Consider the following 13,299-nt stretch of genomic DNA (forward strand, 5'->3'; position numbering starts at 1 on the left):
CCGATTGGGCCAAAGAAAACACGAAGAGGCGGCGGAGCTTATCCGGCGAAACGTTCGACGAGGGAGCCGCGCGGCCAAAGCCGGGCTCAAGGCTGCGGCTGCGCCCGGCGGGGCATGGATGAAAATCCGGCCGCTGCCCGCGTTCGCCGCGGCGCTGCTGCTGGCTTCGCTGGCCGCCGGCTGCTCGGGCGGCGGGACTTCGCAGCCAAGCGGGAACGGGGCGGAAGCCGGCGTATCCGCTCCGGCTGCGGGAAGCGAATCTGCGAAGCCCGGCGGTGCAGCAGCTTCAGGCGGTGCTGCGGGCAGTTCGGCCGGCGAAGCGAAGACCGTCTCGGCCGAGCCCGACGAGCAGCCGGGGACGGTCTATTACGAGATCTTCGTCCGCTCGTTCTATGATTCGGACGGCGACGGAATCGGCGATCTGAACGGGGTGACGGAGAAGCTGGATGATCTGAACGACGGCGATCCGTCGACCAGCGACGACCTGGGGATCGGCGGCATCTGGCTGATGCCGATTCTCGAATCGCCGAGCTATCACGGCTACGATGTGACGGATTACGACCGGGTGAACCCGGATTACGGCACGGAAGCCGACCTGCAGAGATTGGTGGACGAAGCCCACAAACGCGGGATCAAGGTCATTATGGATCTGGTCGTGAACCACACCGGCAGCGGCCATCCCTGGTTCAAAGATTCCGCGTCGGGCCCCGGGGCAGCGCATCGGGACTGGTATGTGTGGGCCGAAGATGCGGGGATCGAACCGTCGGGGCAAAGCGCGGCCGGCAGCGGCAGCCCGTGGCATGCCAAGAACGGCAGCCATTATATGGGCACGTTCTGGGGCGAGATGCCCGATCTGAACTTCGATAATCCGGAAGTGCGTGCGGAGATGATCCGGATCGGCCGCCGCTGGCTCGATCTCGGGCTGGACGGGTTCCGTCTGGATGCCGCCAAGCATATCTACGAAGACCGGACCGAAGACCGCGGCCCGGAGACGACGAAGAAAAATGTACAGTGGTGGCAGGAATTCCGCAGCGCTTTGCAAGCTTCGAATCCCGATGTGTATCTGGTCGGCGAGATCTGGGAGAATTCCCCAGCGGCGGTCGCGCCGTATCTCGACAACGCCTTCGATTCCGGCTTCAACTTTGGGCTGGCCGAAGGGTTGGTCGGCGCGGCCAAAAGCGGGCACGCCGGCAGTGCATTCAGCCGTCTGCCGGATTACTACCGGCTGTTCGGCGAAGCCTCAGGCGGACAGTTCGTCGATGCGGGCTTCCTGACGAATCACGATCAGGATCGGGTGATGACGCAGCTCGGCGGCCGCCTCGATGCCATGAAGACGGCGGCGGCCATGCTGCTGACGCTGCCGGGCAATCCGTTTATCTACTACGGCGAAGAGATCGGCATGCTCGGGGCCAAGCCCGACGAACAGATCCGCGAACCGATGCTCTGGGCGGCGCCCGGCGAAGATCCGGGGCAGACGACCTGGGAGCCGCTGATTGCCAATGCAAAAGCGGCGGATTCCCGTTCCGGCTCGGGCACATCCGGCGGCGCAGCCGGGTCTTCGGCCGCCGCCAAGCCGACCGGCCCGGACGCAGGCGCCGCCACGGTCGCCGCCCAGACCGGCGATCCCGATTCGCTGCTCTCGCGCTACCGGACGCTGATCCGCTGGCGCGATGAGATTCCCGCGCTTGGCAGCGGCGCCCTCGAAGCGTACGACCCCGGCGACGACCGGGCCGCCGGCTGGATTCGCACTTCGAAGGGGCAGCGCGTGCTCGTGCTGCACAACCTGTCCGGCGAGCCGCTGGAACTCGCCGTATCCCGTCCGGCGGAAGCGGCGCCGGCAGCTCCCGGCGGCGAAGCCGAATTCGGCCGTCTGCTGCGCGCGACGGACCCCGCCGCCGGACTCGACCCGGCGGGGGAGCGGCTGATTCTGCCGCCCCATGCAAGCGCCGTATTGGGACGCTAGCCGTCCGAAGCGGCATTCGGGCTGGGCAGCGGATTGGCTTATCCGACCCCATCCCAAAAAAGCAGCTCCAGGCCCACTTTGTTCCGATCGGAACAAGGCGGGCTGGAGCTGCTTTTTACGTTCGGACCGACTATTGGGACGTCGTTTGGAACGGCTGCAGACACGAATCGCGCGCCGAGTTGGCGAATACGAATCGCGAGCGGCCTTCGTGCTTCGCCCGGTACAGCACTTCGTCGGCGCGTCCGATAAAGTCGTGCGCATTCGACTTCTCGCCCGGGCGAAGCGTGCAGCCGCCGATACTGATCGTGATCTGGTCGGCGACCTCCGAATACTGATGCGGAATCGCCAGGGAACGGACGCTCTCCAGCATAAGCTCCGCAATCTGCTGCGCTTCAAGTTCGCTGTGTCCGGGCAGGATGATCGCGAATTCTTCGCCGCCGTAGCGGGCAGTGAAGCCGAAGTGGGCGAGCGCTTCCGCTTCCAGGCGCGGCGCTACGCTTCGCAGCACCATGTCTCCGCCCAGATGGCCGTAATGGTCGTTGTACGACTTGAAGAAATCGATATCGATCATCAGCAGGGACAGATGTTCTTTTGCCCGCTGGGGTGCATTCAATTCCTGCTTGAGCACATCGTCGAACTTGCGCCGGTTAGAGATCCGGGTCAGACTGTCGATGCCCGACATTTCTTTGAGCTGTTCGTTCGCCGCTTCCAAAGCCTGCTTAGATTCTTCGAGTTCTTCATGCTGGCGGCTCAGCCGGACGAATAATTTGTTCACTTCGCTGACGATAGCCAGAAGCACCACCGTCGAGGCGATCAGGGAATCGATGCGTGCGCCGTACCAGCCCAGCGTGTAGCGTTCTCCGGCTGCAAGGCTCAACGTGATGCCCAGCAGAAAAGCGAATACGGCGACGCTGAGCCATACCCGCAGCACGCCGCGTTTTTTGTACGGAAATACCGAGCAGACAAAAGCAAGCGCGCAAAACGCCCAGATTGCAGGCCCGATCCCCGATTCGATCATTTTGTGGTAATTGTTGTCTTCGATCAGAACCGGCAGAAAGCTCTGTCCGGCGGTAGCCAAGGCCAGCAGCAGCGCTCCGACCAGCAGCACCGCCGCGGTTCCGATAAACAGGTAGCGGGGGAGCAGCCGGCGGTCGATGATCTTTTTATTGAAATGAAGCGATCCGATGAACAAGAGAATGCCCAAAGGGAAGCACAGGTGCCAGAAACACCACAACCAGGACGCCGTCTGCGATCCGGAAGCGAAAAGGCCCGACAGAGGCAGCATACCGGTCAGCGACAGCAGATAGAACAGGCTGATCATTCCGGTAAGCAAAAAGGTACAGGCCAGCAGCAGCAGCGGAAGAATGCGCGAAGACCGGAATTGGTTGAACAGAATAAATGAAGTCAAAATATCGCCCATCACTCCCCAAGCTCCAAGCACAGGGAAGAAAGCGGACATGACCGGCAGTTTCGTACCCGCGAACAATAAAGCGGCCGCAGTGAGGAAGGCCATGATTAAAGCCAATACAAGGGCAACGCGCCGCTGGCGCGGGCTGATATGGAACAGCTGATCTTGCGAATCGTTGTAAAATAATATATTCAAGAAAAGCCTTCCTTTCCATCAAAACGAGCCACGGTTACCTAATAGCAAGTCCGTCGGCGCATCATCGTTCCGATGATGTTAACGGTATGGGATTTTTTATATGAAATCAATGAGAAAAAGGGAGGATAAACGCCGGAATTGCGAAAATAAATTCCAAAATCTGTAGGAAACCGCAAAAAATAACCTCGTTCCTGCCGATCGGCAGAAACGAGGTCATTCGCTAAGCTTGCTATATATGAACGGCGGCACGCGGCGCGGACGTTTTGCGGATCCGGCTCGTCAGTCGGTTCCGGGCGTCCTCTGTTCGCCTACTGCTCGTGCGCCCTTATATGTCGGGCTTGGTGCATCGGGGATTGGATTACTCGGCGGTTTCGGCTTCGACGACTGGGAACCAGCCCGGCAGGCCGATGATCATGCCCCAGAGGTTGTCCGGAACGACCAGACGATCCTGATCGGCAGCGGTAAGGGTTACCGCGATGTCGGCTTCCTGGCCGGCTTCGACTTTCTGTACCCAATCCGGCTCGACGATCAATTCGCGGCCGAGAGCGACCATAGCGGCGCCCAGCTCGATCGCTTCCACAGCCTGCTCCGGCGTATGGATCGATCCGACTCCGATTACCGGCGTGCCGGCTGCGGCTTCGACGATCTGCTCGAGGCGCGTGCGGTTCAGGTCGCCGCCGCGGCGCGGCTTGGAGTTATACTCCATCAGCGATACGTGCAGGTAGCTGAGGTTCTTGCCGCCCAGCGCTTTAAGCAGCGTGAACGTGTGGTCCATCGTCAAGCCTTCTTCTTCCGGCTCTTCCGGCGAGAAGCGGTAGCCGACGATGAAAGGTTCTTTGGTTGCGGCAGCGACAGCGCGCTGCACTTCGTCGACAACGGCCAGCGGGAACGTCAGGCGATCTTCAACGCTTCCGCCCCATTTGTCTTCGCGGCGGTTCGACCAACCGGAGAAGAACTGCTGGATCAGGTAGCCGTTGGCGCCGTGGATTTCCACGCCGTCGAATCCTGCACGGATCGCAATCTCGGTTGCACGGCCGAAGTCCAGGACGATCGATTCGATCTCTTCGTTTGTCAGTTCACGGGATTTCGAACCATCTTTCAGTTCGATTTCGCTCGGTCCGACAACGTCGCCTTCAGGCACGAGTGCGCGGGGTCCCTGAATACCAGCGTGGAAGATTTGCAGAACGGATTTGGCTCCGCCTTTTTTCAATGTGGAGGCAAGTTTGGTCAGGCCCGGCAGATTCGATTCACCAAAAGCGGCGAATTGATTCTGGAAGCCGATGCCGCCCGGCATCACGTGGGCCACTGCGGTCACGGCCAGTCCCAGCTTGTTCGTGCGGCGCTCGTAGTAGCTCAGTTCGGCGTCGGAAACGCTCAGGTCCGGGTTGGACGAAGAATGCGTCATCGGAGCGAGTACAATGCGGTTCTGCAGTTTGATGCCGTCGTGCAGTTCGACGCTGTCGAACAGTTTCGCGAATTTGGCGTTAGTCATAAGGGAAGTTCCTCCTCAAAATAGGTGCTAAACGTTTATTAAAAACACATAAGTATATTATAGTAAGAAGATATGCGGATTACAATGCTTTGGAGAAAAATATTTTTCGTCATTTAATTATGTAAAATTTAAATGGTTCAAACGGTTTTTGAGCGGCGAAAATACGGACTGATTTCCAGCCGCGATGTATATCCTTCAACGGAATCGGTCATTCGGATCGGACAAACGAGCAGGCTCTCGGCCAACAAGTGCTGGGGAATTCAATGACTTTGCGCTCGAGCGTCAAAATGCCACGATCATTCCTTCGAAAATCGGGTAAAAAGCAAGCAGGAGGTTTCACAGCAGAGAACGTTTTTTATCCAAGTTACATAACATGTCAGGTTAGGCAGGATCCCTTCTCCGGTCAGCATTTTTGCGGGATTTATTAATTTTTTTCGTGCAGAGGCATGGTCAATAGTTCACAGGTCATGTAAAATGAATTAAAAATTCAAAAACCGGGCACAGTGACTGGAGGAACATATGCGTATACAGAAAAAAATGACGGGGTTTTTGGTTTTACTTGTGTTCTTTTTCTCATTCATGGGAAGTTTGGTGCCGTCGGCTCATGCCGCGGACGCGAATAAAACGTATGTGATCGGAACCGATACAACGTTTGCGCCTTTTGAATATCAAGACGCAAATGGCGATTTTGTCGGGATCGATATGGACTTGATCAACGCGATTGCCGAAGATCAGGGCTTTAAGGTCGAGATTAAGTCGCTTGGCTTCAATGCGGCGCTTCAAGCGCTGCAATCCGGCAATGTGGACGGCGTGATCGCCGGTATGAGCATTACGGACGAGCGGAAACAAACCTTCGATTTCTCCGATCCTTATTTCGAAGCGGGCCCAATGATGGGCGTTGCCGCGGACAATGATACGATCAAGAGTTACGAAGATCTGCGCGGCAAGCGTGTAGCGGTCAAAGTCGGCACAGAAGGAGCCACTTTTGCCGATTCCATCAAAGACAAATACGGGTTTACGCTTGCAACGTTCGACGACTCTTCGCAGCTCGTGGACGAAGTTAAAGCGGGCGGTTCCGTCGCCTTGTTCGAGGATTATCCCGTGCTTGCCTATGGCATTCAGCAGGGCAACGGAATCAAGACGGTTACGGACAAGGAAAAAGGCGGCTCGTACGGATTTGCGGTCAATAAGGGTCAAAATCCCGAATTGATGCGGATGTTCAACCAAGGACTTGCGAATCTGAAAAACAGCGGCAAATACGATGCGATCATTGCGCAGTACCTGGGATCTGTCGATGCGGCATCCGGTGCGGATATCAGCGGTGAAGCCGCCGTGAAGAAAAGCCGCCTGGGCCTGATCTGGGAATCCATGCCGGCATTCATGACAGGCCTCGGCTATACGATGTTCTACACGATCGTGTCGCTGTTCTTCGCTTTCCTGCTCGGTCTGCTCTTCGGCTCCATGAAAGTCAGTCACAACAAATTCCTGCGCGGCATCGCGACGGTGTTCGTGGACGTGTTCCGCGGCATTCCGCTGCTGATTTTGGCTTTCTTCATCTACTTTGCCATTCCGCAGGCTTTCGGCTTCAAGATGGAAGTCTGGATGGCTTCGATTCTGGCACTTGCTTTGAACGCAGGTGCTTATGTGACCGAAATCATCCGCGGCGGTATCCAATCGATCGATAAAGGCCAGATGGAAGCAGCCCGTTCCCTGGGTGTTCCTTACGGTAATACAATGCGCAAGATTATTCTGCCGCAGGCAATCAAGGTTATGGTGCCTTCATTTATCAACCAGATGGTCATTACGCTCAAAGATACGTCGATTCTGTCGATCATCGGTCTTGTGGAACTCGCGCAGTCCGGCAAATTGGTCATTGCACGCACATACCAGACCTTCGACGTCTATCTGACGATTGCGATCATGTACCTGATTGTTATCACGATTCTCACGAAGATTGCGGATCGTCTCGAAAGGAGAATTGGCCGTGGATAAGATCAAAGTTACGGGGCTCAAGAAAAGCTACGGAAGCAACGAGGTCCTCAAAGGTATCGATATGGAAGTCGGCGAAGGCGAAGTGGTCTGCGTCATCGGCCCCTCCGGTTCCGGCAAGAGTACCTTGCTCCGCTGTCTCAACCTGCTGGAGGAGATCAGCGCCGGTAAAGTGGTTGTAGACGATTACGATTTGAGCGATAAGAACTCGGATATCAATAAAATTCGCGAGAATATCGGTATGGTATTCCAACATTTCAACCTGTTCCCTCATATGAGTGTGTTGAAGAACATCACCTTCGCTCCTGTGGAGCTGAAAAAGATGACATCGGCCGAAGCCGAGAAGCAGGCCCTGGCCCTGCTGGAACGCGTCGGCTTGTCCGACAAAGCCGATGCCTACCCTGCTTCGCTGTCCGGCGGACAGAAGCAGCGCGTGGCAATCGCCCGCGCGCTGGCGATGAATCCGGACGTTATGCTGTTCGACGAACCGACTTCCGCGCTTGACCCGGAAATGGTCGGGGAAGTGCTCGGCGTCATGCAGGATCTGGCGCGCGAAGGGATGACGATGGTCATCGTTACGCACGAAATGGGCTTTGCCCGTGAAGTGGGACACCGCGTGATCTTCATGGACGGCGGCTACATCGTGGAAGAAGGAACGCCGGAAGAAGTATTCGGCAATCCGAAACACGAGCGGACGATCAGCTTCCTGGAGAAAGTGCTGTAGGAGACTGCGGCACAGGCAAAGGACGGCTCTGTATACAGAGCCGTCCTTTTTTGTAGGGTAAGAAAATGAATCGCGGGGAGCGGCTTATTTATAGAATGCGCTTTTCCCTTAAGTACATTCCGGATTTTAACGAGAAGAAGGAGAGGGCTTATCCAAAGGCGCAGCGCCGTCCACATTCCGGAGAAATAGGTGTAGCCGCCGCCTTGGACGATCGGGAAGACCAGGTAATGGGTCGGTTCGCCGATCAGCATACCGAAGAAGACGAACCAGGCCAGGTAATATCCGACAGGATTGCGATAATACAGACCCACGGCACCCGATATCCAGATCACCGGCCCGAGAAGGACGATCAGCAGAGAGAAATCGGACAGCGTCCAGTTTGAACCGAAAATGGTATTGATACTACCGGAGAAATCGGTGATAAATTCCTCGGTGATATGCAGGAAAAACAGCGACAGCGACAGCGTCAGCAGGTAGACAGGCAGGAGGCGCGAGGGGTCAACCGGTGTGCGAAAAGTCGTTTTTAACCAGAGAACCATACCTCCGGCCATCGACCCGCAGACGATCAGCATGGGGCGAAGACCCGCCTGATTGTAGAAAAGTCCCGCGTACACAGCGATGAAAATCGCTACGCCTATGGCGTAAAAAGCTTTTTTACCGGACATTGGATTTCCCTCCTTCGCGGATAAGTGTCGAAGAACGGCGGGGACCCCGAATGAGCCGAATCAGACCGTACAGTCCGACGAGCAGCGGAATCCAGGCGGCAGCCTGACCGGGCATATAGAAATAGCGGCTGTCGGAAAATAAGGGATACGCATAATGCGCCAGACTTTGCACAGCCGCCCATATGCAGACCAACCATGCCGACCAGGCACCGAGCGGATGACGCGCAGCCAGCGCAGCACCCGCCGAGCATGAACAAAGAGGCGGCTCCGATCGAATACAGGGCAAAGCCCGGAACGGAGGAGAAAACGGAGGAGTCCATGCTGCGAAAAGCGAACTCTTCCGCGTTTTGCACCAGCAGACTCATAATCACAAGCGAATACGGGACGATAAACGAGACCGGCACGGGACGATACTTCGTTTCGGCTGCCTGCCAGCCGAGCATCGACAGCAACCCTGCCGCACCGATCAGCGCGGCAGGAGCGAATCCGGCCGATTCATATACGGCAGCCGTTCCGGTAACAATCAGACAAAGAGCGAACATCAGCCAGGTCAGCCGGCGGGCCGTCTGCATCGCTTGATGCGATTCTCCAACCCCGGATGGGCTCTGCGAATCGGTCCTTTGGGTTTCGGGTGCCGGAATTGTACTCATGGCTTGGCCTCCCCTTTGATATCGATGGCTCCGCTCAAATTCTCGAATACCCGGCGCAGCGTACGTACGGTCGTATCCAGATCGCTTCGCGGGATTCCGGCCGATCCGGCGGCGATCACCGATACGACCAGAGGAAGCAGAATAGGTTTCAGCGCTCGTCCTTCTTCGGTCAGATAGACCCGGAAGTTGCGGCGGTCGTGCTCATCCGTTTTTTTCTCGATCCAACTGCGCATAATCAGGCTGCCAAGCAGTCGGGTGACTCTCGTTTTGTCTTTGAGTGTCTGTTCGACGATCTCGGATTGGAACATGCCGTCTTTGTCCCACAACCGCGCCAGAATCACGAATTCTTCGGTGGACATTTCGTATCCGGCTGCCCGGAAGTTTTCCGTCAATCTCATGCGCATCACGATTGCCGCCCGGTTGACTACAAATCCCAATGCCTGCTCGATATCAAATCCGCCGAGATCCGAATTCGAATCAGCCGGTACCTCTTTGCTTTCAAATTGATGGTTGGACATACTCATACTCCTCTCTTTTTGGGAGAATTGGATCGGCAAAATGCTCATCCGATTGAATAATAGTTGTTTAATGTAACCAATATAAATCTAATAGTTACAAAAAGCAACTAATTTTGAAGAGGGATTTTCAATGTCGGATTCTTCTTCTCCCCAAGCAAAAACCGCTTTCCCCAAGGAAAGCGGCAGCGGTTAGGAGCGGTGCCCGTCCAGACGTGATTTGCGGCGCAGCCGACGATACAAGAAACGGATCGTATTCATCAGCCAGTCCGGCAGCGAGACCGGTCGTTTGGGCATCAGCGGTCGGTACAAAATATAGTAAGCTCTTTTGAAATCTTTCCACATAATGCACGGCCCCTCCTGCAGAAAATCGGAGATATCGACAACCAGGCCGCGTCCGTCTTTGAGCATCACGTTTTTGCCATGAACGTCCTTGGGATTCAAGCCGCGCGAACGGGCGTAATCGAGCGCTTTGTCGATATCGCGCATCGCTTGGCGGGGAATCCGTGTACCGTCGCGCAGACAGTTGTAGAGTGTTTTGCCTTCGAGCTTTTTGAGTACCAGGTAACTGTACGGCCCTTGCACATCGGCCGCATACAGCGTCGAATAAGCGGGATGGGTCCCGAGCCGTTCGTAGACCTCGCATTCTTCCCGCCAGCCCGGACGTCCCGGAGCGTAGACTTTGACGACTTTTCCGGGCAGCAGGGGGTGTTCGAACACGGCCGCGTAATTGCCTGCGCCGAGCAGTCTCCAGTCCGCCGGCGTATGGTGCACGACCACCGGATTGAACGGGTCGACGCTCTCGAGCCGCACGTCCGGCAGCAGGGTATCTTCAATCAGGCGGATCGAGGGTTCTTGCTCGCCGCTGTGGATCATAGTATTCACTCCTTGGAGGAAACGGCGTTTGCGTCCGCCTGTCTGTTTTTTCCTTATCATAGTCCCGCAGAAGCATCAAGGCAACCGTCCGCAGACGGAGTTCCGACGATCGGCGAATGGATTTTTGGGAAGGCGTTTGGTAAATTAGAGGATACACGACACAGACTAGGGGACTTGGCGAATGAACATCGACTATGTGGACATCAGGAAAGCCCGAAGCACAGATCGTGGGCTGTTCGAACGGCTGTGGCAGCTGTATCTGTACGATTTTAGCGAATTTACCGGGATGAGCGTTCGCCCCGACGGGATGTATCCTTATTTTGCGGAGTTCGAGCTCTATTGGAAAAAGTGGGGCGGCAACTATGCGTATCTGATCCTCGCGGACGGGCAGATTGCAGGCTTCGCGATGGTGCACGAATTCTGGGAGAACGAAGCGGCTTACCTCTCGCAGTTCTTCATCCTGCGCAAATACCGCCGCACCGGCGTCGGCAGCCGCGCCGCCCGGCTCGTATTCGAGACGAAGCGGGGCCGCTGGGGCTTGCACCAGCTGGCCAACAATATTCCGGCCCAGCGCTTCTGGGACCGGGTCATTCTGGAATTGACCGGCGCGCCTCCGCTGCTGGAGAAGATGGAAGAAGACCGGCGGTTCCAGATGTTCGAATTGAAGTAAAAAAAAGAAGATCCCCAAGCCGCAGGGCTTGGGGATCTTTGTAGGCCGAAGAAGTTGTCGGGAGGCGTGGAGCTGGAGAGGAAGGGGAATGATTGTTCTTTTCGTAGCATCCTCAAGTGCAGATCATGAATAGCGACGGTCCTATCGTCGCGGAAACGAAAAACGGCCATATTATTTTTCCGGAATATGTGGCCGTAGCCGCTGCACCGGATGAACTGTTGGAAGATCCAGATTACGATCCTGAAAAGTTTGTACGCGAGCTGATTGGATCGAACATCGTTTACGAAGGCTACCTGCGAATAGATAAAGAAGAGCGGTGTATCTGCTGTAAGGCTTTTACGCTCAATATGTCCAGCACTATAAGCAAGCCTAAAAGAACGGCTCAAACCTGAGCCGTTCTTTTAGGCTTGCACGTGGAGAAAACAAGCATATTTCACAACAAAAAAAGAACAAATGTTCCCTTTTGGTTGTGAAATATGCTTGTTCCTTTCCTTTATAAGTATAAAGGGAAAGGAGGAGCACTATGCAGTCCACTTCAATGTTCGAAGAATATCGAAAGAAGCTAAAATAAGCAGCCTGGCGATTACAATACAGAGAAAGAAAAAGATTGAAATATGAAAAACTTTATGATGTGACAGAAAATAATTCTTATCTTTTTAAGGCTAAAGATTTTGTCGAGATGATCGAATTATATGAACTTTTTATAAACGATAAAACAGAAGATGAACTAGCTAAGGAAATGCATGTTACTCAACAGGCGGTGAGTAAATGGAAGAGAAAATCCCTAAGGTACCTTTGTCAGATGCAGAGTTCTTGATTTTGCGTGAACAAGTTAGGTTGCGTCAGCCTGAAGCAATTATAAAAGTTATAGAAGTATTTGATGAGGACATCAAGCAGTTGTCAAAGTATATGAGAATGAGCTATGAGGAAGCCAGACACACACTTATAGTTGAACTACTCACTATTTTTCAAACAGAATAAATTCTAAAAGTAAAGACAATAGCGACTTAGCTATTGTCTTTACTTTTAGAAAAGAAATATTTGATTTAAAAATGGTTGTACTATCTTTAGTGAATTTCCTTCATAGATACAAGCAAAGTTTCAAGATAACTAAAGTTAGAGGATAAGCTGTAGTTATCACTTCCTTTTAAAACGGAGCTTGAAAAAAACTTAGGAGGAATTCAAATGGCAATTAACTTTGCAGTCAAAATTCAAACTTTTATTGCGGAAAATCAAGTACCAGATCCAACCGGTCTTATTCCACTTCCAATCAACGACCCTAATATGAGCACTTTTTCAGGCGATGGGAGAGGGTTCTCAAAAGAAGAAGATGTTACTTTTCGAACCAAGCAGTACGTGACAGCAAATTTCACTAATACATCTTCTGATTGGCAAGTAGAAGCACGAACAGGTATCACTAAACGTTATATTTACTCTGTCAATACTGGAAAACTAGTCGCAACTCAAGAGCAACAAGCTCCAGAAACAGGAATTAGAGCAACATTGATTTCTAAAAGCAACTCTGAAATTAAACTGCGCTGTACTTTGGATTCTAAAAATCCATTCATTTCAGTTGCTCCTGCTATTAACTACGAGTTTGATCTGACAATTAATAAGGATGGCACAATCAGCTTGTCTGGCCAGCATGACGCTTTTCCTTGTTATGAAGTTTATGCTCGTGTTAATAGCGGAGGATGGCAAACTGTTTACCAACGGAGCCAAACGACTATTGATAGATTGTCTGGATTCAATAGATTCTCTGTAGATACAAATCGCCAGATTCTTTAATTTAAATAGTTATAACAAGTATATAGCACATGAATTTTGATTTAAAAAACCTGATTTTCTTTCGAGAAAATCAGGTTTTTTTCATATAAATGGAATTTTAAAAACTGTATTCATAGGATTCATTTCATCCTATATGGATTTAAATATTATACAATTCAAAGAAGAAAGCATAGCTTGAAAATATATAAGTGAGAAAGAAACGTGAGAAGCTATTTATAAATTTTAAAGCAAAAGTAGAATAGAAGCTGATTGATCTGATTGAAAGCAAGTTAATTTGATCTTTATATGACGGATTGTCAATCCAAGTGCAACACTTCGTCCTGAAACGATTCGTGTGTAGACTTCCAGCCTAGACATTTGCGGG

At 53.3% G+C, this 13,299-nt stretch carries 13 protein-coding genes; 7 read left to right on the forward strand and 6 right to left on the reverse strand.

What is annotated here, in order from left to right:
• Nucleotides 1-4: 4 nt before the first annotated feature.
• Nucleotides 5-1,963, forward strand: coding sequence for an alpha-amylase family glycosyl hydrolase (locus HRQ60_RS10300; protein WP_343044661.1), 1,959 nt, complete (start codon nt 5-7; stop codon nt 1,961-1,963).
• Between the two features lie 130 nt (nt 1,964-2,093).
• Here the strand turns inward: HRQ60_RS10300 and HRQ60_RS10305 are convergent, their stop codons facing one another.
• Entirely contained in the window at nt 2,094-3,566 is a 1,473-nt protein-coding gene (locus tag HRQ60_RS10305; protein WP_172195722.1) for a sensor domain-containing diguanylate cyclase, read from the reverse strand.
• Between the two features lie 358 nt (nt 3,567-3,924).
• A complete protein-coding gene (locus tag HRQ60_RS10310; RefSeq protein ID WP_172195723.1) occupies nt 3,925-5,058 on the reverse strand; it encodes an NADH-dependent flavin oxidoreductase in 1,134 nt (377 codons plus the stop codon).
• Nucleotides 5,059-5,577: 519 nt separating this feature from the next.
• Between HRQ60_RS10310 and HRQ60_RS10315 the strand changes: the two genes are divergently transcribed.
• Nucleotides 5,578-7,050 carry an amino acid ABC transporter substrate-binding protein/permease gene (locus tag HRQ60_RS10315; protein WP_172195724.1) on the forward strand — a complete coding sequence of 491 codons (1,473 nt, stop codon included), beginning with the start codon at nt 5,578-5,580 and terminating at the stop codon, nt 7,048-7,050.
• Nucleotides 7,043-7,771 carry an ATP-binding cassette domain-containing protein gene (locus HRQ60_RS10320; protein ID WP_172195725.1) on the forward strand — a complete coding sequence of 243 codons (729 nt, stop codon included), beginning with the start codon at nt 7,043-7,045 and terminating at the stop codon, nt 7,769-7,771. Before HRQ60_RS10315 ends, HRQ60_RS10320 begins: the two co-directional genes overlap by 8 nt.
• Here the strand turns inward: HRQ60_RS10320 and HRQ60_RS10325 are convergent.
• From HRQ60_RS10325 to HRQ60_RS10340, 4 genes are all read right to left on the reverse strand, one after another.
• The gene (locus HRQ60_RS10325) at nt 7,684-8,436 is read right to left on the reverse strand and encodes a hypothetical protein (protein WP_172195726.1); all 753 of its coding nucleotides are present in this window, start codon (nt 8,434-8,436) and stop codon (nt 7,684-7,686) included. The two genes, HRQ60_RS10320 and HRQ60_RS10325, sit on opposite strands and share 88 nt — an antisense overlap.
• Complete coding sequence (locus HRQ60_RS10330; RefSeq protein WP_172195727.1) at nt 8,406-9,086, reverse strand: hypothetical protein; 681 nt, start codon at nt 9,084-9,086, stop codon at nt 8,406-8,408. The genes HRQ60_RS10325 and HRQ60_RS10330 overlap by 31 nt, the downstream gene beginning before the upstream one ends.
• Nucleotides 9,083-9,604, reverse strand: a complete 522-nt coding sequence (locus tag HRQ60_RS10335) for a MarR family winged helix-turn-helix transcriptional regulator (protein ID WP_172195728.1) — start codon at nt 9,602-9,604, stop codon at nt 9,083-9,085. Before HRQ60_RS10335 ends, HRQ60_RS10330 begins: the two co-directional genes overlap by 4 nt.
• A gap of 189 nt (nt 9,605-9,793) precedes the next feature.
• Nucleotides 9,794-10,477: a serine/threonine-protein kinase gene (locus tag HRQ60_RS10340; RefSeq protein ID WP_172195729.1), complete on the reverse strand. Its 684-nt coding sequence runs from the start codon at nt 10,475-10,477 to the stop codon at nt 9,794-9,796.
• A gap of 181 nt (nt 10,478-10,658) precedes the next feature.
• Between HRQ60_RS10340 and HRQ60_RS10345 the strand changes: the two genes are divergently transcribed.
• From HRQ60_RS10345 to HRQ60_RS10360, 4 genes are all read left to right on the forward strand, one after another.
• Nucleotides 10,659-11,147 carry a GNAT family N-acetyltransferase gene (locus HRQ60_RS10345; protein WP_172195730.1) on the forward strand — a complete coding sequence of 163 codons (489 nt, stop codon included), beginning with the start codon at nt 10,659-10,661 and terminating at the stop codon, nt 11,145-11,147.
• A gap of 125 nt (nt 11,148-11,272) precedes the next feature.
• Complete coding sequence (locus HRQ60_RS10350) at nt 11,273-11,539, forward strand: hypothetical protein (protein WP_172195731.1); 267 nt, start codon at nt 11,273-11,275, stop codon at nt 11,537-11,539.
• Between the two features lie 376 nt (nt 11,540-11,915).
• Entirely contained in the window at nt 11,916-12,128 is a 213-nt protein-coding gene (locus HRQ60_RS10355) for a hypothetical protein (RefSeq protein ID WP_172195732.1), read from the forward strand.
• 204 nt (nt 12,129-12,332) lie between these two features.
• Nucleotides 12,333-12,935, forward strand: a complete 603-nt coding sequence (locus tag HRQ60_RS10360) for a DUF3238 domain-containing protein (RefSeq protein ID WP_172195733.1) — start codon at nt 12,333-12,335, stop codon at nt 12,933-12,935.
• Nucleotides 12,936-13,299: the final 364 nt, after the last annotated feature.

Origin of the sequence: Saccharibacillus qingshengii (assembly GCF_013185195.1) — a bacterium.
GTDB lineage: Bacteria > Bacillota > Bacilli > Paenibacillales > Paenibacillaceae > Saccharibacillus > Saccharibacillus qingshengii.